The 25,799-nt window shown below is 74.6% G+C and carries 18 protein-coding genes and 2 pseudogenes; 7 read left to right on the top strand and 13 right to left on the bottom strand.

From position 1 onward, the window contains the following. Positions 1–121: 121 nt before the first annotated feature. The 3 genes from nudC to FHX75_RS21380 are packed head-to-tail and all read right to left on the bottom strand — an operon-like array spanning position 122 to position 3,769. Complete coding sequence (gene nudC, locus FHX75_RS21390) at positions 122–1,069, bottom strand: NAD(+) diphosphatase (protein WP_154942144.1); 948 nt, start codon at positions 1,067–1,069, stop codon at positions 122–124. Next, the gene (locus tag FHX75_RS21385; protein WP_154942143.1) at positions 1,066–2,403 is read right to left on the bottom strand and encodes a M16 family metallopeptidase; all 1,338 of its coding nucleotides are present in this window, start codon (positions 2,401–2,403) and stop codon (positions 1,066–1,068) included. The genes nudC and FHX75_RS21385 overlap by 4 nt, the downstream gene beginning before the upstream one ends. Positions 2,404–2,458: 55 nt before the next feature. Continuing rightward, positions 2,459–3,769: a M16 family metallopeptidase gene (locus FHX75_RS21380; protein WP_154942142.1), complete on the bottom strand. Its 1,311-nt coding sequence runs from the start codon at positions 3,767–3,769 to the stop codon at positions 2,459–2,461. A 265-nt stretch (positions 3,770–4,034) separates the two neighbouring features. Between FHX75_RS21380 and FHX75_RS21375 the strand changes: the two genes are divergently transcribed. From FHX75_RS21375 to FHX75_RS32030, 4 genes are read left to right on the top strand one after another with little or no spacing between them, the layout of a single operon-like run. Beyond that, entirely contained in the window at positions 4,035–5,093 is a 1,059-nt protein-coding gene (locus tag FHX75_RS21375) for an ABC transporter substrate-binding protein (protein WP_154942141.1), read from the top strand. After that, on the top strand, positions 5,090–5,869 hold the full coding sequence (locus FHX75_RS21370; RefSeq protein ID WP_154942140.1) for an ABC transporter ATP-binding protein: 780 nt from the start codon (positions 5,090–5,092) through the stop codon (positions 5,867–5,869). Before FHX75_RS21375 ends, FHX75_RS21370 begins: the two co-directional genes overlap by 4 nt. Beyond that, a complete protein-coding gene (locus FHX75_RS21365; protein ID WP_154942139.1) occupies positions 5,859–6,743 on the top strand; it encodes an ABC transporter permease in 885 nt (294 codons plus the stop codon). The genes FHX75_RS21370 and FHX75_RS21365 overlap by 11 nt, the downstream gene beginning before the upstream one ends. A 1-nt stretch (position 6,744) precedes the next feature. Then, positions 6,745–7,311, top strand: a complete 567-nt coding sequence (locus tag FHX75_RS32030) for an RrF2 family transcriptional regulator (RefSeq protein WP_281290827.1) — start codon at positions 6,745–6,747, stop codon at positions 7,309–7,311. Between the two features lie 152 nt (positions 7,312–7,463). On the opposite strand, the gene FHX75_RS21355 is transcribed toward FHX75_RS32030, so the two are convergent. From FHX75_RS21355 to FHX75_RS21325, 8 genes and pseudogenes are all read right to left on the bottom strand, one after another. Then, on the bottom strand, positions 7,464–7,664 hold the full coding sequence (locus FHX75_RS21355) for a hypothetical protein (protein ID WP_154942138.1): 201 nt from the start codon (positions 7,662–7,664) through the stop codon (positions 7,464–7,466). 281 nt (positions 7,665–7,945) lie between these two features. Next, positions 7,946–9,250, bottom strand: coding sequence for a DEAD/DEAH box helicase (locus FHX75_RS21350; RefSeq protein ID WP_154942137.1), 1,305 nt, complete (start codon positions 9,248–9,250; stop codon positions 7,946–7,948). 250 nt (positions 9,251–9,500) lie between these two features. Beyond that, positions 9,501–9,704, bottom strand: a complete 204-nt coding sequence (cspE, locus tag FHX75_RS21345) for a transcription antiterminator/RNA stability regulator CspE (protein ID WP_007464836.1) — start codon at positions 9,702–9,704, stop codon at positions 9,501–9,503. A gap of 204 nt (positions 9,705–9,908) precedes the next feature. Continuing rightward, positions 9,909–10,685: pseudogene (locus FHX75_RS32115) on the bottom strand (RecB family exonuclease); the annotation flags it as partial. A gap of 300 nt (positions 10,686–10,985) precedes the next feature. After that, positions 10,986–13,661, bottom strand: a pseudogene (locus tag FHX75_RS21340) (ATP-dependent helicase); the annotation flags it as partial. A 100-nt stretch (positions 13,662–13,761) separates the two neighbouring features. After that, positions 13,762–17,391, bottom strand: a complete 3,630-nt coding sequence (locus FHX75_RS21335; RefSeq protein ID WP_246158429.1) for an ATP-dependent helicase — start codon at positions 17,389–17,391, stop codon at positions 13,762–13,764. Positions 17,392–17,524: 133 nt separating this feature from the next. Then, positions 17,525–18,070, bottom strand: coding sequence for an LOG family protein (locus FHX75_RS21330; protein ID WP_154942135.1), 546 nt, complete (start codon positions 18,068–18,070; stop codon positions 17,525–17,527). A gap of 3 nt (positions 18,071–18,073) precedes the next feature. Continuing rightward, entirely contained in the window at positions 18,074–18,973 is a 900-nt protein-coding gene (locus tag FHX75_RS21325) for an LOG family protein (RefSeq protein ID WP_154942134.1), read from the bottom strand. Positions 18,974–19,132: 159 nt separating this feature from the next. Between FHX75_RS21325 and FHX75_RS30905 the strand changes: the two genes are divergently transcribed. Continuing rightward, a complete protein-coding gene (locus tag FHX75_RS30905) occupies positions 19,133–19,288 on the top strand; it encodes a hypothetical protein (RefSeq protein ID WP_170285425.1) in 156 nt (51 codons plus the stop codon). A gap of 169 nt (positions 19,289–19,457) precedes the next feature. On the opposite strand, the gene dapE is transcribed toward FHX75_RS30905, so the two are convergent. Then, positions 19,458–20,531, bottom strand: a complete 1,074-nt coding sequence (gene dapE / locus FHX75_RS21320; RefSeq protein WP_154942133.1) for a succinyl-diaminopimelate desuccinylase — start codon at positions 20,529–20,531, stop codon at positions 19,458–19,460. A gap of 80 nt (positions 20,532–20,611) precedes the next feature. On the opposite strand from dapE, the gene dapD reads away from it, so the two are divergent. Beyond that, the gene (gene dapD / locus FHX75_RS21315) at positions 20,612–21,571 is read left to right on the top strand and encodes a 2,3,4,5-tetrahydropyridine-2,6-dicarboxylate N-succinyltransferase (protein WP_154942132.1); all 960 of its coding nucleotides are present in this window, start codon (positions 20,612–20,614) and stop codon (positions 21,569–21,571) included. An 84-nt stretch (positions 21,572–21,655) separates the two neighbouring features. Here dapD and FHX75_RS21310 read toward each other — a convergent pair whose 3' ends face one another. Next, positions 21,656–25,045 (bottom strand): S8 family serine peptidase, encoded by a 3,390-nt coding sequence (locus tag FHX75_RS21310; protein WP_154942131.1) that lies wholly within the window; start codon positions 25,043–25,045, stop codon positions 21,656–21,658. A gap of 114 nt (positions 25,046–25,159) precedes the next feature. Here FHX75_RS21310 and FHX75_RS21305 point away from each other — a divergent pair, with 114 nt between their 5' ends. Further along, positions 25,160–25,717 carry a sugar O-acetyltransferase gene (locus FHX75_RS21305; RefSeq protein WP_154942130.1) on the top strand — a complete coding sequence of 186 codons (558 nt, stop codon included), beginning with the start codon at positions 25,160–25,162 and terminating at the stop codon, positions 25,715–25,717. Positions 25,718–25,799: the final 82 nt, after the last annotated feature.

Below are 25,799 nucleotides of genomic sequence, written 5' to 3'. Positions count from 1 at the left end.
CCCCGCCGTGTTCCTCGCCTCATCCGCCACGACGGTCCGTGTTCCCGGCCCGGGATCGTCGCGGCAACGACGGTCCCGGGCCGGGACCGCGTCCAGGCCCGGTGCCCGGGCCGTCAGCCGGTCAGCAGTGCCCGTCCAGCCAGCGGTGGATGAGGAAGAGGGCGATCGAGGAGGGCGGCGGCAGGATCACCCGATCCCCGTCGCCGGCGTCCACCGCGCGCCCGGCCAGCACCGCGCCGACCTCCCGGCGGGTGAACCAGCGGGCGTACGCGATCTCCGTCGGGTCGACCCGGACCGGCACCTTCGGGTCCGCCTCGGCCAGGAAACCGAGCATCAGCGAGCCGGGGAACGGCCAGGCCTGGCTGCCCGCGTACCCGATCCGCTCGACCGCGACCCCGACCTCCTCGTGGACCTCGCGCAGCACGGCCGCCTCGGCCGACTCCCCCGGCTCGACGTAACCGGCCAGGCAGGAGTAGCGGCGCTCCCCCGCCGTGCGTGGCCAGGTCGCGTTGTTGCCGAGCAGGCAGCGCCCGTCCGGGCCGTCCACCCCGTCGTGCACCAGCACGATCATCGCCGGGTCGGTCCGCGGCCAGGCCCGGTGGCCCTGCGCGTCCACCCGGGACCAGCCGCCCTCGTCGATCTCCGTCCGGTGCCCCGTCCGCGGCGACCAGCCGTGCCCGAGGTGCCAGTTGACCAGCGCCAGCGCGGTGGTGAAGATGCCCGCGTCCCGGTCGCTGAGCAGGTGCCCGATGTCCCGCAGGTGCACCGCCCGGGTGCCCGGCAGGTCGGGCAGCGGCGCGTCCACCGCGAAGACCGGCGCACCGTCCGGCTCCAGGCCGAGGAAGAGCGGCGCGGCGTCGGCGATCCCGTCCAGCTCGGCCGGCTCGCGCAGCACCAGCGCCGGCGGGTTGGCATCGGTGCGCACCAGCGCCATCCCCTCCCGCGACGAGTCGAGCACCAGCACCCGGGACCGCTGCCAGGCCTGCGCCAGCCAGTCCCGGTCGGTACGCCGATGCGCCGCCCGATCCAGGGTGGTGCGGGCCAGCGGCGGGGTGAGCTCGCCGCTCACGCCGACTCCCGGCGCACCGGGGTCAGCGCGGCCAACTGTCCCTCGATCCGGTCGGCGTCGCCCAGCACCACGGTGACCGCCTTCGCCGGGGCGAGGTAGCGGGCCGCGACCTCCGCGACGTCCTCGGGGGTCGCCTTGGCCAGCCGGGCGGCGTGCTCGGCCAGGAAGTCCAGCCGCAGCCCGTTGCCGGCGTACGCGCTGGTCAGCGAGGCGAGACCGGCCTGCGTGGACATGCCGAGCTGGAGGGTGCCCAGGGCGTACTGGCGGGCCTGCTCCAGCTCGTCCGGCTTCGGCGGCAGCGAGGCGAGCCGGCCCAGCTCGTACGTCGTCTCCAGCAGCGCCGGGCCGGTCACCTCGGTGGCCACCTCAGCGGCGGCGACCAGCACCGAGCCGGCGACCGAGTGCTCGACCGACGAGTGCGGCCCGTACGTGTAGCCCTTGTCCTCGCGGATGTTCTCCACCCAGCGGGAGGAGAAGTAGCCGCCGAAGACCAGGTTGGCCAGTTGCAGCGCGGCGTGGTCCGGGTGGGTGCGCGGCACCGCCGGCAGCGCGATGCGCAGCGACGACTGCACCGAGCCGGGCCGGTCGACCAGCAGCAGCGGACCGGGCTCCAACGGCGGGGTCGGCGGCAGGTCGACGCCCCGGGTCTCGCCGCGCCAGCCGCTGAGCGCCTGCTCGGCGGCGTCCAGCGCCCGCTCCGGCCGCACGTCGCCGACCAGCACCAGCACCGCCTCGGCCGGGTGCACCCGCTCGGCGTGCAGCTTGCGCAGCGCCGGCGGCTTCACCGCGCGGACCTGCTCGGGCTCCGGGGTCTGCACCGCGTACGGGTGGCTGCCGTAGATGCGCTTGAGAAGGGCCGTCCGGGCCAGGTGCGCCGGCTGGCTCTGCGCCACCTGGATCCGGTCGATCAGCCGGTCCCGCTCGGTGCCGACCCAGTCGGCCGGGTACGTCGCGTCGGTCAGCACGTCGGCCGCCAGCTCCAGCATCCGGTCCAGGCCGGTGACCAGGGCGGCCCCGGAGAGCATGAGCCGGTCCGGGTCGATGCCGGCCGACAGCCCGCCGCCGACCTTCTGCAACTCGGCGGCGATCTGAGTGGCGGTGTGGGTCTGCGTGCCGGAGAGGATGGTCTGCGAGAGCACCGCGCCGCGGGCCAGGTGGGTACGGCCGAACGGCATCCACAGCCGCAGCTCGACCAGGGGCACGGCGGGGCGGCGTACCGCGATCACCGTGAGCCCGTTGGCGAGCCGCCGCTCGGCCTGCTTTGGCACCTTGAGCTTGCGGGTGGGGCCGAGCGCCGGCAGCGCGCGCGGCGTGGCGGGGGCGGTCGTCGTCACCTGGTCACCTCTGTTCGCGACTGCGGGGCTCGCAACCCCGGCTCACTCCTCGCGCTCACCGGGCACCTCCGGGAATGACCTCGACGGCGGCGCGGCGCTCCGGCCGCAGGGTGGCGGCGGCGGCCCGGACCTGCTCCTCGGTGACCTCGCCGACCAGCCGGGGCAGCTCGTTGAGCAGGCCCGGCTCGCCGCGCTGCTGTTCCAGCACGGCCATCCGCAGCGCCCGGCCGAGCACCGCGTCGGTGTCCCGCAGCAGGTGGGTGGCCATCCTGGCCTGGGTACGCGCCAGCTCGCCCTGGGTCAGCCCGTCGGTGGCCAGCCGGTCCACCTCCTCGTCGATGGTGCGCAGCACCTTGTCCACGTCCCCGCCGGGTGGCAGGTGCGCCTGGAGCAGCAGCGCGGTGGGGTCGCGCACGTCGAACGGGTCGCCCATGAAGCCGAGGTAGCCACCGAGGCCGGTGACCGTCCGGTCCCGCTGGACCAGCCGCTCGACCAGCCGGGAGGCGTCGCCGTCGGTGAGCACCTCGGCCAGCACCACGTAGGGCAGGTAGCCGGCGAAGTCGTCGATCGGGTCGGGCACCCGCCAGGCCCCGGCGACCGCCGGCAGTGGCGCCAGCGTGTCGGTGTACGTGCTGCGCCGCTCGACGGTCAGGTCCGGCTCGGTGAAGTCGGGCCGCCGCGGCGCGGGTCGGGCCGGCACGTCGGAGAAGTGCCGCTCGATCAGGGTGGTCGCCTCGGCGACGTCGATGTCCCCGCTGACCGCCAGCACCGCGTTGCCGCTGGCGTAGTAGCGGCGGAAGAAGTCGGCGGCGTCGGCGACGGTGGCCGACTCCAGGTCGACGAAGGAGCCGTAGCCGTCGTGCGCGTTGGGGAAGGTGTCGAACATGACCGGCGGCAGGGTCAGCCACGGGAAGCCGCCGTACGGCCGGTTCAGCACGTTGACCCGGATCTCCTCCTTGACCACGTCGACCTGGTTGCGCAGGTTCTCCTCGGTCAGCCGGGGACCGCGCATCCGGTCGGCCTCCAGGAACAGCGCCCGTTCCAGGGCGTTGCTCGGCAGCGTCTCGAAGTAGTCGGTGTAGTCCAGGTGGGTGGAGCCGTTGAAGGTGCCGCCGGCGCCCTGGACGTGCCGGAAGTGGGCCAGCTTCTCCAGGTTCTCCGAGCCCTGGAACATCAGGTGCTCGAAGAGGTGGGCGAAGCCGGTACGCCCCTCGGGCTCGGACCGGATGCCGACGTCGTAGACGACCGCGACCCCGATGACCGGGGCGCTGCGATCGGGGGTGAGGACCACCCGCAGGCCGTTGTCGAGGGTGTACCGCTCGACCGGATATTTCGTCGCGGGGATTCTGACTCTGCGCGTCGGCACGAGACCGACCCTAACGCGTCGGCACCCCGGCACCGGCGACCTTCGCGCAGCGGTCGACACCGGCGGGTGCTCCGGCGCGGGGGGTGCGCCGCCGGACGGCGGTACGCGGGGTCGACCGACCGACGCCGCCAACCCCACCGAACAGGTGGGAATTGCCGAGATTCCCCGGCAGGCCGTCCCGGATCGTGGATGGGTCTTGACGCCGGCCGACCGCTGCCCCACTCTTCCTACCAACTAAGTAGGAATACTGCGGATTGGATGGACGATGAGACGGCTTCCCTTCCGTCGGCTGGTCTCCCTCGCCACCCTCGCCGTCATCGGCGTGGCGACGGCGGGGACCACGGCGGCGTGCGGCGACGACAGCGAGGCCGGCGACTCCGGCCCGGTCAGCCTGCGGCTGGGCTACTTCCCCAACATCACCCACGCCCCGGCCGTGGTCGGCGTGGAGAAGGGCATCTTCACCGAGAAGCTCGGCACCGACGTCAAGCTGGAGACCAAGACCTTCAACGCCGGCCCCGCCGCCATCGAGGCGGTCTTCTCCGGCGCGCTCGACGCGACGTACATCGGTCCGAACCCGACCGTGAACGCCTTCTCCAAGTCCAAGGGCGAGGCGGTCCGGGTGATCTCCGGCGCCGCCTCCGGCGGCGTGGCCCTGGTGGTCAAGCCGGAGATCACCTCGGTCGAGCAGCTGCGCGGCAAGAAGATCGCCACCCCGCAGCTGGGCAACACCCAGGACGTGGCGCTGCGCTACTGGCTCAAGGAGAAGGGCCTGAAGACCACCAAGGAGGGCGGCGGCGACGTCACCGTGGTGCCCCAGGAGAACGCCCAGACGGTGGAGACCTTCGGCAGCGGCGCGATCGACGGCGCGTGGGTGCCCGAGCCGTTCGTCTCCCGGCTGGTCAACGCCGGCGGCAAGGTGCTCGTCGACGAGCGCGACCTCTGGCCGGACCGGAAGTTCGTCATCACCAACCTGATCGTCAGCACCAAGTTCCTCAAGGCCCACCCCGACGTGGTGAAGAAGCTGGTCGAGGGGCAGGTCGCCGCGAACGAGTTCGTCAACACCAAGCCGGACGAGTCCCAGCAGGCCATCTCCGAGCACATCGGCAAGATCACCGGCAAGCCGCTGGACGTCAAGCTGATCAAGCAGGCCTGGCCCACGCTGGAGTTCACCAACGACCCCATCGCCTCCTCGCTGAAGACCGGGCTCGACCACGCGGTCGCGGTGGAACTCACCCAGCCGGTCAGCCTCGACGGCCTGTACGACCTGACGTACCTCAACGAGGTGCTCAAGACGCAGGGCAAGACCGAGGTCGCCCAGCCATGACGTCGACCACGACGGCGCCGGGGAGCGCGACCACCGCGGTCGCGCTCTCCGGCGTGACCAAGGTGTACGGGCGCGGGGCGAACGCCGTCCTCGCCCTCGACGGGGTGAGCCTCGACGTCGCGCCCGGCGAGTTCGTCTGCCTGGTCGGCGCCTCCGGCTGCGGCAAGAGCACCCTGCTCAACCTGGTGGCCGGCCTGGACCGGACCAGCGGTGGGCGGATCGCGCTGGCCGGCGACGCGAGCCCGGGGCTGATGTTCCAGGAGCCGGCGCTCTTTCCGTGGCTGACCGTCGAGGCCAACGTGGAGGTGCCGCTGAAGCTGCGTGGGCTGCCCCGGGCCGAACGGCGCGAGCGGGTGGCGGAGCTGCTGCGCACCGTCCACCTGGCCGAGTTCGGCCGCAAGCGCCCGCACGAACTCTCCGGCGGGATGCGCCAGCGGGTCGCGCTGGCCCGCACCCTGGCCCTGGACACCCCGGTCCTGCTGATGGACGAGCCGTTCGGCGCGCTGGACGCGATGACCCGGGACATCCTGCACGACGAGCTGGAACGGATCTGGTCCGAGCGGAAGCTGTCGGTGCTCTTCGTGACCCACAACGTCCGCGAGGCGGCCCGGCTCGCCGACCGGATCATCCTGCTCAGCAGCCGACCCGGCCGGATCATCTGGTCGACCGAGGTGGACGTGCCCCGACCCCGGCGCATCGACTCCCCCGAGGTCGCGGCGATCGCCGCCGAGGTCACCGACCGACTTCGTACGGAGGTGGGCCGTCATGGCCGGTGACACCCTCACCGGGGCGCCGCGTACCGACGCGGAGATCTCCGGGCTGGACGCGCTGGAGATCGCCGGTCGGGACAAGGAGGTCTCCCGGGGCGCCCGGCTCTGGGCGGCCACCTGGCCGAAACTCGCCGCGCTGGCCCTGGCCATCGGCATCTGGCAGGTGGTGGTCTGGAGCGGCTGGAAGCCGCCGTGGTCGCTGCCGGGCCCGGTGGTGGTGGGTGAGGAACTGATCCGGCAGGCGAGCGGCGCTCAGCTGTGGGAGGGCATCGCGATCACGCTGCGCCGGGCCGCCGTCGGGTACGTCTTCTCGGTCGCGGTGGGCCTGCTGGTCGGCCTCGCGGTGGCCCGGTCCCGGGTGCTCCGGGCGGCCATCGGCTCGATGATCACCGCCCTGCAGACCATGCCGTCCATCGCCTGGTTCCCGCTGGCGATCCTGCTGTTCGAGCTGAGCGAGAAGGCGATCTTCTTCGTGGTGGTGCTCGGGGCCGCGCCGTCCATCGCCAACGGGGTGATCAGCGGCGTCGACTACGTGCCGCCGCTGCTGCTGCGGGCCGGCCGCAACCTCGGCGCCCGGGGACTCAACCTCTACCGGTACGTCATCGCACCGGCCGCGCTGCCGGCGATCGTGGCCGGCCTGAAGCAGGGCTGGGCCTTCTCCTGGCGCAGCCTGATGGCTGGTGAGCTGCTGGTGGTCGGCATCTCGCAGACCTCGCTCGGCGCGCAGCTCACCTACGCCCGGGAGCTGGCGGACTCGCCCTGGCTGCTCTCCACGATGATCGTGATCCTGGTCGTCGGCCTGCTCGTCGACGCGGCCTTCGGCGCGGCGGACAAGGCGATCCGGCGCCGCTGGGGCGTGCTGGACCAGGCCGGTCAGTGACGTGTACGTCTCCGCGCGCAGCGACTACGCGCTCCGGGCGATGCTCGCCGTCGCCGCCGCCTCGACCGGCGGCGACGGCGGGCCGGCGGGCTCGGAGCCGCCGACGGCGCCCGTCCCGGCGGGCGGGTCGGGTACGTCACCCGGCTCCCGGTCCGGGCCGGCCGGCGAATCGGTGCCGGCCGGCGGGTCGGTGCCGGCCGGCGGGACCGGTGGCGAGCTGGTGAAGGCGGCGGCCCTGGCGGAGAGCCAGGGCATTCCGCTCAGCTTCCTCCAGGGCATCCTGCTGGACCTGCGCCGGGCCGGGCTGCTGCACAGCCACCGGGGCACTGAGGGCGGGTACGCGCTGACCCGGCCCGCCGGGGAGATCAGCGTCGGGGACGTGCTGCGCGCCGTCGGCGGCTCGCTGACCACGGTGCGCGGCCTGCCGGCGGAGGACGCCGGCTACCACGGGGTGGCGACAGGGCTGCGCGACGTCTGGCTCGCGGTGCACGGCGCGATCGCCGTGGTGGTCGACCGGACCACGCTGGCCGACCTGCTGGTCCGCCGGGAGCGTTCCGCCATCGGGTGACGGCCGGTCGGTCCTCCCCCCGGAGCCCGACCGGCCACCCCCGCGTACCGGCCCCTCGCCGGCCGCTGTCCCGCGACCGCCTCCGGCCAGCCGGAGGTCGGTCCCCCGCGTGCCGGCCCCTCGCCGGCCGCGGTCCCGGGACCATCCCCCGGCTAGCCGGAGGTCAGCTCCACCGCCGGGCCGGCCGAGCCGGCCGGGCTGCGCAGTTCCACCAGCCCGGCCGGGGCGGCGCGCCCCGGCCTCGGGTGCCAGGGCGCGAACGCCGCGACCATGGCGAGCACCAGCCCCGCGCCCGCCACCGCGAACACCACCAGCAGCTCGCGCACCGCCCCCGAATCGGCGTCGCCCGCCATGGTCACCCCTCCCGTGCCCGGCCGTCCCCCGGCCGGATCTTCCCCCCGGCTACAAGCTTCGATCAGGCAGGGGCCTCGGGACAGTCGCCGATCGGACCCAACCTCGCCTGTTTGCCGACTCAGCCGGCCGAACGTTCACCCAGCGTGGCCGTCCGGCCCCACCACGTCGACGATCTTCGGCGATGCCGCGGCCCCGGGCCGGACGGAACGTGCCGGGAAACGGAAACAGCGGCCGCGCGACCGCCGTCGGGCGGTGCGCGGCCGCTGCGGGCCGGAAAAGGTCAGGCGGTACGCGGGCGGCGCGGGCGCCGGGAGCGGCCCGAGGTGCGGTGCGCGGAGCGCCCGACCTCCCCGCCACCGTTGGACGTACGCGCGGCCGGCGCCGGCTGCGGGACGGCGATGGTCACCGGCACGCCGGACGGCTCCCGGGCACCGGTCACCCGGGCCAGCGACCCGTCGTTGAGGCGTACCTGGGTCGACTGCGGCTTGATCCCGGCCACGCTCATCAGCCGGGAGACGTCCCGGCGCTGCTCGGGCAGGACCAGCGTGACCACGGTGCCGGACTCGCCCGCCCGGGCGGTACGGCCGCCCCGGTGCAGGTAGTCCTTCGCCTCGGTCGGCGGGTCCACGTTGACCACCATGTCCAGCCCGTCCACGTGGATGCCCCGGGCCGCCACGTCCGTGGCGACCAGGGCGGTCACCTGGCCGGTGCGGAACTGCTCCAGGATCCGGGTGCGCTGCGGCTGGGACTTGCCGCCGTGCAGGGCGGCGGCGCGTACCCCCTTGGCCAGCAACTGGCGGGCCATCCGGTCGGCACGGTGCTTGGTGGCCATGAACATGATGGTGCGGCCCTCACGGGCGGCGATCTGGGTGAGCGCGGCCGGCTTGTCGGCCGCGTCGACGTGCAGCACGTGGTGCGTCATCGCGGTCACCGTGGCGGTGCCCGGGTCGACGGAGTGCGAGACCGGGTTGCTCAGGAAGCGGCGGACCAGCTTGTCCACGCCGCCGTCCAGGGTGGCGGAGAAGAGCATCCGCTGGCCGTCCGGGACGACCTGCTCCAGCAGCTTGGTGACCTGCGGCAGGAAGCCCATGTCGGCCATCTGGTCGGCCTCGTCCAGCACGGTGATGGCGACCTGGTCGAGGCGGGCGTCGCCCCGGTTGATCAGGTCGTGCAGCCGGCCGGGGGTGGCCACGACCACCTCGGCGCCGGAGCGCAGGGCGTCCGCCTGCCGCTGCAGCGACAGGCCGCCGACCACGGTGGCGCAGCGCAGCCCGACGGCGCGGGCGTACGGGGCCAGCGCGGTGGTGACCTGCTGGGCCAGCTCACGGGTCGGCACCAGCACCAGCGCCAGCGGGCGACCGGGGCGGGCCCGGCGGCCGGCGGTACGCGACAGCAGCGGGAGCCCGAAGGCGAGCGTCTTGCCCGAGCCGGTACGGCCCCGGCCGAGCACGTCGCGGCCGGCGAGCGAGTCCGGCAGGGTGGCCGTCTGGATCGGGAACGGCTCGGTGATGCCCTGCGCCGTCAGCTCGGTGAGCAGCGCCGGCGCCAGGCCGGTCGCGGCGAAGGTGGGAATGGTCATGGTCATGCGGAAATGCCTTCCTCGACGCGGCACGTGTCGAGGGAGGGCGCCGGTGAATCGGCGCTGTCGCCGGCGGAGCAGATCCGCCACGACTCACAAGCACGAACCGAAGGGGTACAGGCCGGTCCGCCGCAGCACGCCACTCCCGCCTAAGCGGGGGGCGGCGCGGCGGACCGGTCCCGTCACCGCGCCCGGAGGGCGCGGAGGGTGTTACGGGTCGATCCGAAGATCAGGGTGTTACGGGTTGATCCGAGGATCAGAGCGGGCGGATGTTCTCCGCCTGCGGGCCCTTCTGGCCCTGGGTCACCTCGAACTCGACCCGCTGGTTCTCGTCCAGGCTCCGGTAGCCGGAGGACTGGATCGCCGAGAAGTGGGCGAAGACGTCAGCGCCGCCGCCGTCCGGGGTGATGAAGCCGAAGCCCTTGTCAGCGTTGAACCACTTGACGGTGCCAATAGCCATGTGTTCTGTCTCCTTGACGGAACGTCGAACCCGCACCTGTTGCGGACTCGAAGAGGAGCGCTCCGCGCGGGAATGCGCGAATCGCTTGTCGCTTCTGGTCGCCCCGCCCGGAGAACTCCGGACACAACAAAGAGCGCCTGGGGCCACAATCCGCCAGGCGCACACAGAGTCTCTGGAAACCAAAACTGCAACAGGACGAACCTATCACGGATTGGCCGGCGCGCCACCCCCGGGCGGAAATTCCGGTACGCCGGCGATCAACGCGGTGAGCCCGTCGGCGTCGAGCAGGTCCGTCGGCCGCACCGTCACGCCCTCCCGGACGTAGTGGAAGGCCGCGCCGACCCGGTCGACCGGCACCCCGGCCAGCTCGGCCCAGGCCAGCCGGTAGACGGCCAGCTGCACCGCCGCCACCTCGGCCTCCCGGCCGGTGGGCCGGCGGCCGGTCTTCCAGTCGACCACGTCGTACCGGCCGCCGGGGCGGGCGAAGACGGCGTCCATCCGGCCCCGGACCACCACCCCGGCGAGCACCGTGGCGAACGGCACCTCCACCTCCACCGGCACCCGCCCGGCCCACTCGCTGGCCAGGAAGCGCTCCTGCAACTCGGCCAGCGCCTCGTCCGGCGCGGCGTCCGCGTCGGCCGCGCCGGGCAACTCGTCCACGTCGAGCAGCCGGTCGGCGCCGAAGCGCTGCTCCAGCCAGGTGTGGAAGGCGGTGCCCCGCCGCGCGTACGGGTTGGGCTCGGTCGGCATCGGCCGGCGCAGCGTCCGGGCCAGCGCCTCCGGATCGCGGCGCAGCGCCACCAGCTGGGTCACCGACAGGTGCCCGGGCAGCGCCACCTCCACGGCTTCGGCCTGCCGGAGCAGCTCGGCCCGTTCGGCGAGGAGCAGGTCGGCCTCCCGCCGCCAGCGCACCACCTCCGGGTCCTCGACGTCGGCCTCCCCACCGGCCGGCACCGCCACGGCCACGGTGTCACCAGCGGAGCCACGGGCGGCGAGTCGGGTTCCGCCGGTGGCCGGCTCGGTCGCGGCGGCAGCGGACGCGGTCCCGCCGACAGCGAGCTCCGTCCCGGCGGCAGCGGGCGCGGTGCCGCCGACAGCGAGCTCCGTCCCGTCGGGGGAGGGCTCGGTGCCGTCGGCGGAGGGCTCGGTGCCGTCGGCGGAGGGCTCGGTGCCGTCGGCGGAGGGCTCGGTGCCGTCGGCAGAGGATGCGGTGCCGCCGACAGCAGGCTCCGTCCCGGCGGCAGAGGGCTCGGTGCCGTCGGCGGCCGGCGGGCGGGCCGCCGGGACAGCGGCGGAGACGGCGGCGGGCGGTTCGCGGCGGGCCGCGGCGGGGTCGGCGAGGAACCGGCGGACCAGCGCAGCGGCCTCGGCCAGCGCCGGCCGGCGGGCGCCCAGCGGGTCCGCCGGCCACTCCGCCCGCAGCACCATCTCGGTGGTCGGGTTGACCGCGTCCCCGGCCGGCTCGGGCGCCCAGGCGTCGACCAGGTGCCCGGTCACGCCGTCGAGGCAGGCGTCGTGCACCTCACGAAGGAAGACCGACGGACCCCGGAAGCGTTTGGTCCCCTCTCCCCACCAGTAGCCGGAGCAGAGCAGCAGCCGACGCGGTCGGGTCACCGCCACGTACGCCAGCCGACGCTCCTCCCGCTCGTCGTGCGCCCGCCAGGCGTCGGTGAAGTCCTCCAGGGCCCGGGCCACCCCGCGCTGGTCCTCCGCCCCGGCCAGGCCCAGCTCGGGCAGCCCGTCGGCGTCGCCGCGCAGCGGGAACGGCAGCACGCCGAGCCCGCCCAGCCAGTGGTCGGAGTTGCGCACCGGCCCCGGCCAGACTCCCCGGGTCAGCCCGGCGACCGCCACCACGTCCCATTCCAGACCCTTGGCGGCGTGCGCGGTGAGCACCTGCACGGCGCCCTCGACCACCTCCACCTCGCCGGGGGCCAGGCCGCGCTCCTCGTCCTCGGCGGCGGCCAGGTAGGCCAGGAACCCGGCGAGGGTGGCCCCCGGGGTCTCGCCGCTGAACCGGGCGGCCACGTCGCCCAGTGCGTCCAGGTGACCCCGGGCCAGCCCGGCGTCGCCGGCGCCGTCCCGGCCGGCCCGGACCGCCACCTCCACGTCCAGGCCGATGGTCCGCTCGATGTCGGCGATCAGCTCCGGCAGGGTCTGGTCCAGGCGGTAGCGCAGCAGCGCCAGTTCCATCCCGTACGCGCGCAGCCGCGCGTAGCCCTCGGCCGAGTACGCCTGCGCCGGCCCGAGGTCGGCCAGCGCCTCGACCAGCGTCGCCTCGTCCAGCATGTCCACGGCGATCTCCGGCCCGTCGTCGCCGGTGAGCCGGTGCCGCGCCCGCGCGATCGCCCGGGCACGCCGGTGCAGCGCCACGAGGTCACGCGGCCCGATTCGCCAGCGCGCGCCGGTGAGCAGCCGCAGCAGCGCCGCCCCGTCGGTCGGGTCGGCGAGCACCCGCAGGGTGCAGACCACGTCGCGGACCTCGGGAGTGTCCAGCAGGCCGCCCAGGCCGACCACCTCGACCGGCAGGCCGCGGGCCCGCAGCGCCGCCTCGATCGCCGGGATCTGGCTGCGCAGCCGGACCAGCACGGCGGTGGTGGGGCGCTGCGGCACCGGGATGTGCTCGGGCAGCGCCCCGGGCAGCCGGGCGGCGCCCCGCCAGGCGGCGAGCACGCTGTCGGCGATCCAGTCCGCCTCGTCGGCGTACGTCTCCAGCAGCGCGCAGTGCACGGTGCCGGCGGCGTGGCCGCCCGGGCTGCGGTGCGGGATCGGGTCCCGGACGCTCAGTGCCGCGCGCAGCTCGGGCACCCGGGCGCCGGCGGCGCGCAGCGGCAGGGAGAGCGCGTTGGCCACGCCGAGGATCTCCGGCCGGTTGCGCCAGCTCGTGGTGAGGCTCAGCACCTCGGCCGGGGTGCCGTCGGCGCGGGCGAACTCCGTCGGGAACCGCTCCAGGGTGCCGGCGCTGGCCCCGCGCCAGCCGTAGATGGACTGGCACGGGTCACCGACCGCGGTGACCGGGTGGCCGCCGCCGAACAGCGCGTTGAGCAGCACCACCTGGGCGTGGCTGGTGTCCTGGTACTCGTCGAGCAGCACCACCCGGAAGCGGTCCCGTTCGACCGCACCCACCGCCGGGTGGTCGCGGGCCACCCGCGCGGCCCGGGCGAGCTGGTCGGCGAAGTCCATCGCCTCGAAGTCGTCCTTGCGCCGCGCGTACGCCCGCACCAGCGGCAGCAGCTTGAGCCGGGTCTGCTGGAACTGCAACGCCTTGCGCACGTCGGCGTAGACCCGACCGGGGCGGGACTGCACGTCGGCGAAGAAGCGGCCGGTCCAGGCGGCCAGCTCGTCCGGGTCGACCAGGTGCTCGTCCAGCTCCCCGGCCAGCGCCAGCACCGCGTCGGTGATGGTGCTGGGCATCCGGTCGACCTCGGACATGTCCCCGTCGTAGTTGCGCACCAGCAGGTCGACCAGCTGCCAGCGGGACGCCTCGGTGAGCAGCCGGGTGGTCGGCTCGTACCCGGCGCGCAGCCCGTGCTCGGTGACGATCCGGCCGGCGTACGAGTGGTAGGTGGAGACGGTCGGCTCGCCGGCGAGCGGGTCGTCCAGCGGGTCGCGCCCGCGCCGGCCCAGCCGCCGGACCAGCTGGTCGAGCCGGGTACGCACCCGGTGCGCCAGCTCACCGGCCGCCTTGCGGGTGAAGGTGAGGCCGAGGATCTGCTCCGGTCGGACGTACGAGTTGGCGACCAGCCAGACCACCCGGGCGGCCATCGTCTCGGTCTTGCCCGATCCGGCACCCGCCACCACCAGCAGCGGTTCCACCGGCGCGGCGATGATCGCCGCCTGCTCCCGGGTCGGGGCCGGCAGCCGGAGCAGCTTCGCCAGCTCGACCGGGGTGTAGCGGGGCCCGGCGTCGGCGGCCCGGGGCGCCGGGGCGGCGGTGCTGAACAGGGTCGGCTGGGTCACCGTTCCGCCTTCGCTCGCGCCTGCCTGGCTCGCAAGCTCACTCCTCGCGCTCCCGGTTCCGCCTTGGCTCGCGCCCGCCTGGCTCGCCCACTGCGCGCGGTCACGGGTCCTCCGGGGTGCGGATCGCCGGGGGCTCGACGACCTGGCGCCCCTGCCCCGAGACCGGGCAGCTGGTCCGCACCGGGCAGACCCGGCACTTCGAGTTGGCGACCGCGGCGAAGGTGGCGGCGGCCATCGTATCGGCGGTGCGCCGGACCAGGGCGGTGGCCCAGCCGGCCTCCGGGCCCTCCCCGGCGGCGGCCTGGGCCTGCTCCTTGGCGTCCTTCGCCCCCGTGCCGAGCTGCACCAGCGCGGCACCGCCGGACTCCTCGCCGAACTCGGCGAACGCCCCCGCCTCCACCGCCGCCTGGTACGCCCCGAGCTGCGGGTGCTCGGCCACCTCCCGCTCGGTGACGGCCGTCGACTTGCCGGTCTTCAGGTCGATCACCACGAGCCGGCCGTCGGCGTCGACCTCCAGCCGGTCGACCCGGCCGGTCAGCTCGACCGGGCGGGTCGGATCGTCGAGGCGGACGGCGAACTCGTGCTCGATGGCGAGCAGCCGCCGCGGGTTGCCGGCGAGCCAGCGCAGCAGCTTGTCCACCATGGCCTCGGCGCGGGAGCGTTCCGGACCGACCATCCACCGGGCGGCCAGCTCGATCGCGTCGAACCGGGCGGCGACGTACTCCAGCAGGGCGGTGCGGTCGGCGCTGGCGTCCTCGGCGAGCATCGCGGCGGCGTGCACCAGGTTGCCGACGCCCTGCGCGGCGCTGGCCGGGCCGCTGCCGCCGTGCCGCTCCAGCAGCCAGCGCAGGCTGCACCGCAGCGCGCTCTCCATCGCCGACGGGGTGACCCGGACCGGCTCACCCTCGTCGACCAGCGGTCGGTCGTCGGAGAGGCCGCGCAGGCCCCACCAGTCGTCCGGGTGGGCGCCGGGAATGCCGGCGGCGGCCAGGCGGGCCAGCTCGGCCGCCGCCGCGCGCCGCCGGGCGGGCGGCGCCGCCGGGTCGGTGACCGCGGTGCGCAGCTCCGCGACCAGCGCGGACAGGGTGAGCGCCCGGGGCGGACGCCCGACCGGCAGCTCCCCGGGTTGGTGCGGCTCGTCGTCGTCCACAGCCGACGACACGGTGGCGCCGGGCCGGGCCGCTGTCGCCGGGCCGCTCGAGGTGGTCGCCTGCGGATCGGGTGCCGGGCCGGTCGGCTTCGGGCCGGTCGGCGCGGGGCCACCCGACCCGGTCGCGGGCGGCTCGGTGGTGCCCAGCTCGTGCAGGAAACGGCTCGGCTGCTCCTCGTGGTCGTCGCCGCCGACCGCCGCCGAGGCGACCGCGGTGACCAGCAGCTGGCGCCGGGCCCGGGTCACCGCGACGTGGAAGAGCCGGCGCTCCTCGTCGAGCAGGGCCGAGGTCTGGCCGACCAGGCTGGCCCGGGCGCCAGCACCGTCGGCCCGGCCGGCGAGCACGTCGACCAGTCGCTCGGAGCCGAGCAGGCTGCCGCGCAGCCGCAGGTCGGGCCAGATTCCCTCCTGGACCCCGGCGACGGCGACCAGGTCCCACTCCAGTCCCTTGGCCGCGTGGGCGGTGAGCAGCCGGACCGCCTCGCCCCGGTCCGCGCTGGCGGCCAGGGTGTCGGCCGGCAGGTCCTGGCCGAGGACGTGGTCGAGGAAGACCTCGGTACGCGCGCCGGGCAGGCGGTCGGTGAAGCGGGCGGCGGCGTCGAAGAGCACCAGCACCGCGTCGAGGTCGCGGTCGGCGGCCTCGGCGCGCCAGCGCTGGGCGGTCTCGTGCTCGCCGGTGGCGGCCCGGCCCCGGTTGATCGCCCCGGCCCAGCGCTCGGCGAGGCCGCTGGCCCGCCACACCGCCCAGAGCACGTCCTCGGCGGTGGCACCGGGGGTGGCCGCCGCCGTCCGCGCGGTGGCGAGCAGCTCGGCCACCGTCCGGGCCGGCTCGACCCAGCGCCGGTCGATCGCGGCCAGCTCGGCCGGGTCGCGCAGCGCCTCGACGATCAGCTCGCCGGAGGGGCGGCGGTCGCCGGCGGCCAGCGCGAGCGCCCGCAGCCCCTGGCGCAGCCGTCGCTCGGCGAGCGGGTCGGCGCCGCCCAGCGGCGAGTGGAGCAGGGCGACGGCGGTCTCCTCGTCCAGCCGATCCGGCTCCAGCGCGCAGCGCAGCAGGAGCAGCAGCGGCGCCACCGCGGGTTGCAGGTGCAGTGGCAGGTCCTCGCCGTGCACCACGGTCGGCACCCCGGCGGTGTGCAGGGCGCGGCGCAGCGAGGGCAGGTGCAGGTTGGTCGAGCGGACCAGCACCGCCATCCGCGACCAGGGCACCCCGTCGAGCAGGTGCGCCGACCGCAGCGCGTGCGCGAGCCAGGCCGACTCACTGGTGCCGGAGCGGAACGTGCGCACCTGCACCGTGCCGGGCGGCGCGTCGGGCAGCGGGCGCAGGGCCCGGTGCGCGGCCGGGCCGCGCAGCCGCCGGGCCAGCCGCCCGGTGGCGGCGAGCAGTCCTGCCCCGGCCCGGTACGACGTGGTCAGCACCACCTGCGCGGCCGGCGCGCCGGAGGCCGTCCGGAACCGGTGCGGGAAGGTGTGCACCACGGCCGGGTCGGCGCCCCGGAAGGCGTACGTGGAGGAGTCCGGATCGGCGAAGGCGACCAGGGGCTTGCCGCCGCCGGCGATGACGGCGAGCAGCTCCTGCTGGGCGGGGTCGGTGTCGGCCAGCTCGTCGACGTAGACGTGGGCCAGCCGGCGCCGCTCGGCCGTCAGCAGCTCGGGGTCGTCCAGCAGCATCCCGGTGGCGGCGCGGACCAGCTCCGCCGGGTCGTACGCGATCGAGCCGCGGTTGGCGACGTCGCGCAGGGCGAGCACGGCGACGTACTCGCGGAGGAAGCGGGCGGCGGCCGGCCAGTCGGCGCGGCCGAGCTTCTCGCCGAGCCGGGCCAGCTCGACCGGCCCGACGCCGCGCTCGGCGGCCCGCATCAGCAGGTCGCGCAGCTGGCCGGCGAAGGCCCGGGTACGCAGCGCGGGGCGCAAATCCTCCGGCCAGCCGACCGGGTCGTCGCCGGGCTCCTCGCCCACCACGTCGAGCAGCTCGCGGATGATCAGATCCTGCTCGGGACCGGTGAGCAGCCGGGGCGACGGCTCGCCCCGCTCGGCGGCGGCGCGGCGGAGCAGCCCGAAGGCGTACGCGGGGAAGGTGCGCACCAGCGGCTCGCGGACCACCCGGGCGGCCCCGGTTGCGGTCCTGCTCCCCGCCGGCGGGCTGCTGGCCGCCCGCCTGTTCTCCGGAAGCTGGCCGGCCCCGGCGATCCGCGCCTCGATCCGGTGGCGCAGGTCGGTGGCCTGCCGCCGGGCGAAGGTGAGCACCAGGATCCGCTCGGGGTCGACCCCCTCGGCCACCCGGGCGGCGACCGCCTCGACCAGGGTGCTGGTCTTACCGGTGCCCGGGCCGCCGACGACCAGCATCGGCCCGTCGGTGTGGCCGACGATCTCCGCCTGGAGCGGGTCGGTCAGCCGGGCACCGGGATGCGCGTCATCGACCGCCGACCCCTCGGACCGCGGCTCCCCCTCGACGCCCGCGCCCGCCCGGCCGTGTCCCTGGATCGCTCCGCCGGCTGGCCGGTCCCCCCGAACCGTCGCGGCGGACCGCTCCGCCCCCGGGCCCGGTCCGGCAGGCCGGCGCACCAGCCGGTACCCCTGCACCCCCACATCCCACCACGCCCCTCCGACACCCACCCCGCCCCCACCCCGCCGGACATTTGTCGATCATGAAGTTGTCGCCACGACACGCCGGCATCGACGACGACAACTTCATGATCGACCCGCGCGGCGCGGGTCAGGTGAGGTGGGATTCGAGGAGGTTGAGGGCGGCGGGGACGGTGTCGGCGACCAGGAGGAGGCCCAGGCCGGCGGGCTTGAGGAAGGTCTGGTCGGCGAGGGTGGCGAGCCAGTCCAGCAGCGGGCGGTAGAAGCCGTCGGTGTCGACCAGCACCATCGGCTTGGCGTGCAGGGCCAGCGTGGCGGTGGTCCAGACCTCGAAGAGCTCGTCCAGGGTGCCCAGTCCGCCCGGCAGGGTGAGGAAGGCGTCCGACTTGTCGACCATCAGCGTCTTGCGGCTGGCCATGCCGTCGGTGATCAGCAGCTCGTCGGAGGCCAGGTCGGCGACCTCCAGGTCGACCAGCGCCTGCGGGATCACCCCGACGGTGCGCCCGCCGGCCGCCCGCGCGCCGTCGGCCAGGGCGCCCATCATCCCGACGCAGCCACCGCCGCTGACCAGCGTGTGTCCGCGCCGGGCGAGCTCCGCACCCGTCTCGGCCGCCAACTCCAGCCAGCGCCGGTCGAGGGTACGGGAGGAGGCGCAGAAGACGCAGATCGCCGCCACGGCTCAGCCCCGCCGGCCCGCGCCCGACCCGGTCGGGCCCGCCGGCCCGCCGCCCTGTGCGCGGTTGCCCGCGCTGTCCGCGGCGGCCTGCTGGTCGGCGGCGGTCCGGGCGACGGCCTCCTCGCGCACGGCGTCCTGCTCGGCGGAGAGGGCGGCCTCGGCCTCGACGATGTGCTGCACGGCGGCATCCACGTCGTCGGTGAGGCAGATCAGGTCCAGGTCGACCGGCCCGATCTTGCCCTCGGCGGCCATGCTGTCCCGCAGCCAGTCGAGCAGCCCCCGCCAGTACGCGCTGCCCATCAGCACCACCGGGAACCGGGTGACCTTGCCGGTCTGCACCAGGGTGAGCGCCTCGAAGAGTTCGTCCATGGTGCCGAAGCCGCCGGGCAGCACCACGAACGCCTGGGCGTACTTGACGAACATGGTCTTGCGGGCGAAGAAGTACCGGAAGTCGATGGCCAGGTCGACCCAGTCGTTGAGCCCCTGCTCGAAGGGGAGTTCGATGCCGAGCCCGACGGAGAGCCCGCCCGCGTCGCTGGCCCCCCGGTTGGCCGCCTCCATCACACCCGGCCCGCCGCCGGTGATCACGGCGTAGCCGGCCCGGGCCAGGGCCGCGCCCAACTCCTCGGCCAGCCGGCACTCGGGGCTGTCCGGGTGGCTGCGGGCGGAGCCGAAGACGCTGACGGCGGGCGGCAGGTCGGCCAGGGTGTCGAAGCCCTCCACGAACTCGGAGAGGATCCGCAGCGCGCGCCAGGCGTCCTTGGTCTTCCAGTCGCCCCGGCCCCGGGAATCGAGCAGCCGCTGGTCGGCGGTGCTGGTCGGGATCGCGCCGCGGCGCAGCGTGACCGCGCCCCGGTGCCGCTCCGGATCGCGGCCCGGCTGCCGCCCGTTGCTCTGGCTCATGGGAGCAACCGTAGTGGAGCGGCACCGGCCGGGGGTGGCGCCCGGCGAGCCGGAGAAATAGTTCGCGATCTTGGGCAACTAATTCTGTCGCTCGTACGTCTTACTATTCACATACCGGGTATGCCCCGGTCGCGCGCCTTCGGGGGAGGAGCAAGCGTGATGAACAACAACGAGCGGATCCGGATCCGCCGGCAGATGCAGCGGCGCATCCGTGACGTGGTGGCCGAGCGCCGCCGTGCCCGACAGCTGGAGTCCCCGGCGGCACCGACCGCCGACCCCGAGACCACCGACTCCCCTGCCCTGACCACCGCCTGACCCCCACCGCACCCCACCCACCCACCGCACCCCGCCGGCCCCGCCGGCGCTCGGTGGTGATCAAGAGGTTTGCGTCACCCGGAAGGGCCTCTCCTGACGCAAACCTCTTGATCACCGAGCCGAGCCGAGGCGGGCAGACCGGGGGCGAGCCGGGCCGGGCGGCGGGGGGTCAGGCGGAGGCGAGCCAGCGGTGCAGGGTCGCGGCGCCGTCGCGGATCTTGGTGATTTCGACGTGCTCGTCCTTGTGGTGGGCGAGGTTGGGGTCGCCGGGGCCGAAGTTCAGCGCCGGGATGCCCATCGCCGCGAACCGGGCCACGTCCGTCCAGCCCAGCTTGCCGATCGGCGCGGCGCCGACGGCGGCGAGGAACTCCTGCGCCGCGGGCGACTCCAGGCCGGGGGCCGCGCCCGCCGCCGCGTCGGTCACCGTCAGGTCGAAGCCGGCGAAGACCTCCCGCAGGTGCGCCTCGGCAGCGGCCGGGTCACGGTCCGGGGCGTACCGGTAGTTGATCTCGATCTCGCAGCGGTCCGGGACGACGTTGCCGGCCACCCCGCCGGCGATCCGCACCGCGTTCAGTCCCTCGCGGTAGTCGCAGCCGTCGATGGTGACCCGTCGGGCCTCGTACGCCCCAAGCCGGCGCAGCACCTCGCCCGCGCCGTGGATGGCGTTCACCCCGTGCCAGGACCGGGCGGCGTGGGCGCGCTCGCCGTGCGTGGTGACGACCGCCCGCATGGTGCCCTGGCAGCCGGCCTCGACGATCCCGTACGTCGGCTCCAGCAGCACCGCGAAGTCGGCCTCCAGCCACTCCGGGTGCGCCTGCGCGACCAGGGTGAGCCCGTTGTACCTCGACTCGATCTCCTCGGCCTCGTAGAAGAAGTACGTCACGTCGTAGCGCGGGTCGGGCAGGGTCACCGCCAGGTGCAGCGCGAACGCCACCCCGGACTTCATGTCCGAGGTGCCGCAGCCGTACATCAGGTCGCCGCGCATCGTCGACGGGAAGTTGTCGTTCAGCGGCACCGTGTCCAGGTGGCCGGCGAGCACCACCCGGGACGCCCGACCCAGGTCGGTACGGGCCATCACCGTGTTGTTGTGTCGGAACGTGGCCAGGTGCGGCACGCCCCGCAGCACCTCCTCGACGCAGTCGGCGATGGCCTTCTCGTTGAGGGAGACGGACTCTATGTCGACCAGGGCACGGGTCAGGGCCACCGGATCAGCCAAGACCTCGGGGGTCAGCGGGTTCTCCATGCTGGGCACGGTACCGTCAAATTCGGTGCTGGCGGGGAGTGCGCCCGCCTGCCCCGCAGCCGCGAACGAGAGGTGTAACAGTGACGTCCGCAGTACCCGCCTGGGGCATCGGCCTGGCCACCGTCACCGCTGACGACCAGGTGCTCGACACCTGGTACCCGACCGGCAAGCTCGGACTTGGCGAGCTGCCGCTGGTCCCCGGCGAGGACCAGGGCGACGTGCTCGACCTGCCGCCGGGCGCGATCGGCGAGCGGGCGCTGCCGGGTCTACGTACCGTCGAGGTCACCACGGTGATCGGCTCGCTGGACGACCCGATCAAGGACGCCGCCGACGCGTACCTCCGGTTGCACCTGCTCTCCCACCGCCTGGTGCGACCCAACGAGGTCAACCTGGACGGCATCTTCGGCAAGCTGGCCAACGTGGCCTGGACGTCCGCCGGGCCGTGCCCGCCGGAGCGGGTCGACGAGCTGCGGGTGATCGAGCGGGCCGCCGGCCGGTACCTGGCGGTGTACGGAGTGGACAAGTTCCCCCGGATGACCGACTACGTGGTCCCCTCCGGGGTCCGGATCGCCGACGCGGACCGGGTCCGGCTCGGCGCGCACCTGGCCGCCGGCACCACCGTGATGCACGAGGGCTTCGTCAACTTCAACGCCGGCACGCTGGGCACCTCGATGGTCGAGGGGCGGATCGTGCAGGGCGTGCTGGTCGGTGACGGCTCCGACATCGGCGGCGGGGCTTCGATCATGGGCACCCTCTCCGGCGGCGGCACCGAGAAGGTCAGCATCGGCGAGCGGAGCCTGATCGGCGCGAACGCCGGCGTCGGCATCTCGCTCGGCGACGACTGCGTGGTCGAGGCGGGCTGCTACATCACCGCCGCGTCGAAGATCACCCTTCCGGACGGGCGGGTGGTGAAGGCCCGCGAGCTCTCCGGCGTGGACGGGCTGCTCTTCTGGCGCAACTCGGTCACCGGCGCGCTGGAGGCGAAGCAGCGCACCGGCAAGGGCATCGAGCTGAACGCCGCCCTGCACGCCAACGACTGACGGGCCGGCCGGGGCCGGGGCGAACCGCCCCGACCCCGACCGGCGTCCGGGCCCACGGCGGGGAGACCGCGGGCCCGGCGTTGCTCACCGCAGGCGGTACGCCTGGACGATCCGCTCGGTCACCGTGTTGCCGGCGGTGTCCCGGGCGGTGGCCCGCAGGGACACGTGACCGGGGCCGGCCGGGTGCCGCAGCAGCGCGACCCAGCCCTTCCCGGGCACCCGCAGCACGGCGGCCTTGCGCCAGGTCTTCCCGCCGTCGTACGAGGCGTCGACGGTCAGCTTCTCCACCCCGGCGGCCGGCGCCCCGGGCTGCCGCTGCACCTGCACCGGCACGGCGAAGAGTCGGCCGGCCGGCGCGCTGTTGTCGACCCGCAGCGGCGGGGCGAAGCGCACCGCCATCAGCGGCAGCCGGGCCGGGGTGTCACCGGCGACGTGACCGGACCGGAAGGTCCACGTCGACTCCACCGCGGTGCTCAGGTCGGTGAAGCTCCGGGTGGCCGACACCGTCAGCTTGTAGTCGGCCGCCGCGGGCGGCACGGTGAACTCGCCGTAGCCGGCGTACTCGCTCTCGCCGACCAGCTTCCCGTTGCGCCACAGGGCGGTCCGGGCGGTGTCGGTGACCGACCCACCGGGGTGCCCGGCGGCGTCGCTGTGCACCGGCAGGCCGACGAAGATGAGGTCACCGGTACGGCTGACGCTCTCCTCCGGCCAGCGCGGGGCCGGGAACGACGGCCCGTACGGGGCCTGGTTCCAGGTCTCGTGGACCGTCCGCCCCGCCTTGTACGCGGTCGGCACGGAGAACAGCGCCGCCTTCGGGTCCAGCCAGCCCTCCTCGTCGACCACCCCGAAGTCGATCTCGGACTCCCAGCGCACGCCCCTGGTGTTGTAGTGCTCCACCCGCTCACCGGGCACCTCGGTCGGCAGGATGATCGCCGAGGCACCGGTGTTGTACTCCAGCTCCGGCACGACGAACCGCTCGGCGACCATCCCCGGGTAGCCGCCCCGGAACCGGTGCACCACGGTCGCCAGGTCACCGGCCCGGTAGTGCCGGACGAAACCGGTCGGCATCCGCCCGGGGACCGCCTCGCTCAGCGCGTACAGGTAGGGGCTGCTGGCGGCCTCCCGGTCGGCCCACTGGCTGCTGATCGTCGAGACGAACCGGTCCGCGGAGACCGGGTTGCCGAGCTGGGCGGTGGTCAGGCCGGCGAAGCTGTCGGCCCAGAGCCCGAAGCCGTAGATGCTGCCCTCGTCGCCGAAGAAGACCGCGCTGACGTCGATCAGCAGCGGTGCCGCGTCCCGCTTCGGGATCGTGGTCAGGACCGGCTTGCCCCGCCGGGCGTCCACGGTGACCGAGAGGTCCCGGTCGACGGTCAGCTCGGGCTGGGCCAGCATGGTGAGCCCGCCGGCTTCGCCCTCGGGGGCGGGCTCGAAGATGAGCGTGCTCAGGCCGTAGCGCCCCTTGGGCAGGCGTACCTGGGCCACCCCGTCGGGGTCGTAGGCGTCCCGGACGTCGAAGCGGTCCAGGCTGGCCAGGCTGGTGTAGTAGTCGGCCGTCGGCGCGCCGGACCGGTTCAGGTGGGTCAGCGTCAGGGTGTAGCTCTCCACCTCCCGGTTGACCGCCACCGGGGTCACCGCGACGGTGGCGCCGGAGCGGGCCACGACCCGGCCGGTCCAGTAGCCGTCGGCGGCACCCAACCGGGTGTCGGCGGTGACGGTGGTCTCCGCCCGACCGCCCGCGGGCACGGTCACCCGGGTCGCGCCGAGGCGGAACATCCCGGCCGGCGCCGGCTGGCCGCCCGGACCGGTGATCTCGGTGCTCAGGTCGAGCGTGACGGCGGTCGGGCCGGCGTTGCGCCAGGCCACCGTGCGGGTGATCGGCGCGTCGTCGCCGTGCGGCCAGAGCGCGCGGCCGAAGGAGACGCTCACCGGGTCACTGGTCACCTGCTGGCCGATCGCGCGGGTCAGGTCGACCCGGCCGGCCCCCTGCTCGTACGCGGTCTGCGCCGGGTGCGGCTTCGCGGCGGCCATCAGGGTCGCCTTGAACTGCCCGGCCTTCCAGTCCGGGTGCTGCTGGGCCAGCAGCGCCACCGAGCCGGCCACGTGCGGGGTGGCCATCGAGGTGCCGGAGAGCGCGACGTACTTCTCCCCCACCGGGTCACCGATGCTGCCGGCGGCGGACCGGGCGGCGACGATGTCGACGCCGGGCGCGGTGATGTCGGGCTTCACCGCGTCGTCGCCCACCCGGGGGCCCCGGCTGGAGAACTCGGCGAGCTGGTCGTCGCGGTCCACCGCGCCGACGGCGAGCGCCGCGTCGGCGCTGGCCGGGGAGCCGACGGAGGCGTCCGACCCGGCGTTGCCGGCGGCGGTGACGAAGAGGGTGCCGGTCTGCGCGGTCAGCGTCTGCACCGCCTCCTCCAGCGGATCGACCTCGGGGAAGTCCCAGCCGCTGAGGCTCATGTTGACCACGGTGGCCCGCTTGTCGACGGCGGCCCACTGCATCCCGGCCAGGATGGCCGAGTCGCTGCACCCGATGTCCTCGCAGACCTTGCCGTTGAGCAGCGTGGCGTCCGGCGCGACGCCCTTGTACCGGCCGCCGGAGGCGGCGCCGCTGCCCGCGATGGTGGAGGCGACGTGGGTGCCGTGGCCGACCGTGTCCCGGTCGTCGGTGACCTCGGTGAAGTTGCGCGACTCGGCCACCTTGCCGGCCAGGTCGGGGTGGGTCGTGTCGACGCCGGTGTCCAGCACCGCGACGCTGACGCCCTTGCCGGTGAAGCCGGCCGACCAGGCGGTGGGCGCCCCGATCTGCGGGACGCTGTGGTCCAGGGTGACCCGGCGGCGACCGTCGAGCCAGAGCCGCTCGACGCCCCCCGCCGCGCCGAGCCGGGTGCCGGTGGAGCCGGTGGTGACCGCCGCCCACACCTGACCGGCGGTGGACTTGCCGGTGGTGAGGGCGGCGCCGCGGATCGCCGGCAGGTCCCGGGTCACCCGGGCGCCGGGCAGCGCGGCCACGCCGCGCCGGGCCTCCCCCGAGGCGTACGACACCAGCAGCGGCAGGTCGTCGCGGCGGGCGTCGTCGTAGCCGGCGGAGATCAGCTCGGTGACGTCGAAGAGTCGACGGTCGACCCGGCCGGCGCGGATCAGCGCCAGCGCGTCCTGGGGCACCACGGTCAGGTGCCCGCGCTCCCGGCGTACCACGAATCGCACGTCACCCCGGCCGGCGGCGGGCCGGACGGCGGCGTCGCCGGAGCCGGTGACGGTGACCCGGTCCCCGGTGACCAGGGTGACGGTGGTCGACCCGCCGGTCGGGGCGGACGGTTTCCCGGCCGGTCGGGACGCCTCGGCGCCCACCGGTGCGGTCGGTACGGCGGCCGAGGCGGTGGCCGGGGCACCGAGCGCCAGGCCGAGCACCAGCCCGAGCGCGACGGTCTTTCTTCTGGTTCTGTGCAACGGATCCTCCTCGTGAAGCGTCTTCATAGACGGGAGTCACATTGACAGCGACCAGAATTACATACCGGGTATGCAGAAGGAAAGTCCGGAATATGACGGTCCCCGCCCCTGGCGGGGGGCCGGACCGGTGATGATCGCCCGGTGACGTCCATGCGGGAACGAATGCTGGCCGGCGAGCCCTACATCGCCAACGAGCCCGAGATCATCGCCGACCTCGACCGCGCCGCGCAGCTGATGGAGCGCTTCAACACCACCCCCGCCACCGACCCGCAGGGGCGCCTTGCCGCGCTGCGCGAGCTGCTCGGCTCGCTCGGCGAGGACACCTGGATCCGTCCACCCTTCTACTGCGACTACGGCTGGCAGATCCACCTCGGCCCGCGGTGCTTCGTGAACTTCAACGCGGTCTTCCTCGACGTCGCCCGGATCACCATCGGCGCCGACGTCCAGATCGGACCCAACGTGCAGCTGCTCACCCCCACCCACCCGATCGAACCGGGCCCCCGCCGGGAGAAGTGGGAGGCCGCGAAGCCGATCACCATCGGCGACAACGTCTGGCTCGGTGGCGGGGCCATCGTGCTCGCCGGGGTGACCGTCGGCGCGAACACCGTGGTCGGCGCCGGCGCCGTCGTGACCAAGGATCTGCCACCGAACGTGGTCGCCGTCGGCAATCCCGCCCGCCCGGTACGCACCCTCGAATGACCCGTTGACCTGCTGAAACAGCAGACGTACGGGTGGCCGGAACCGGGCGCCAGGGTGCACTCTGGGTAGTGAGCGCGACACC

The sequence above is a fragment of the Micromonospora palomenae genome (assembly GCF_007829925.1).
GTDB lineage: Bacteria > Actinomycetota > Actinomycetes > Mycobacteriales > Micromonosporaceae > Micromonospora > Micromonospora purpureochromogenes.
The sequence above is the reverse complement of the archived record's forward strand: the minus strand, read 5'-3'. Positions and strand labels throughout refer to the sequence as shown.

Excerpts from the sequence above, each read along its gene's own strand:
- FHX75_RS21375 (WP_154942141.1), top strand. The coding sequence starts at position 4,035 with ATGAGACGGCTTCCCTTCCGTCGGCTGGTCTCCCTCGCCACCCTCGCC.
- FHX75_RS21370 (WP_154942140.1), top strand. The coding sequence starts at position 5,090 with ATGACGTCGACCACGACGGCGCCGGGGAGCGCGACCACCGCGGTCGCG.
- FHX75_RS21365 (WP_154942139.1), top strand. The coding sequence starts at position 5,859 with ATGGCCGGTGACACCCTCACCGGGGCGCCGCGTACCGACGCGGAGATC.
- FHX75_RS21355 (WP_154942138.1), bottom strand. The coding sequence starts at position 7,664 with ATGGCGGGCGACGCCGATTCGGGGGCGGTGCGCGAGCTGCTGGTGGTG.
- FHX75_RS21350 (WP_154942137.1), bottom strand. The coding sequence starts at position 9,250 with ATGACCATGACCATTCCCACCTTCGCCGCGACCGGCCTGGCGCCGGCG.
- cspE (WP_007464836.1), bottom strand. The coding sequence starts at position 9,704 with ATGGCTATTGGCACCGTCAAGTGGTTCAACGCTGACAAGGGCTTCGGC.
- FHX75_RS21325 (WP_154942134.1), bottom strand. The coding sequence starts at position 18,973 with ATGAGCCAGAGCAACGGGCGGCAGCCGGGCCGCGATCCGGAGCGGCAC.
- FHX75_RS30905 (WP_170285425.1), top strand. The coding sequence starts at position 19,133 with ATGAACAACAACGAGCGGATCCGGATCCGCCGGCAGATGCAGCGGCGC.
- dapE (WP_154942133.1), bottom strand. The coding sequence starts at position 20,531 with ATGGAGAACCCGCTGACCCCCGAGGTCTTGGCTGATCCGGTGGCCCTG.
- FHX75_RS21310 (WP_154942131.1), bottom strand. The coding sequence starts at position 25,045 with ATGAAGACGCTTCACGAGGAGGATCCGTTGCACAGAACCAGAAGAAAG.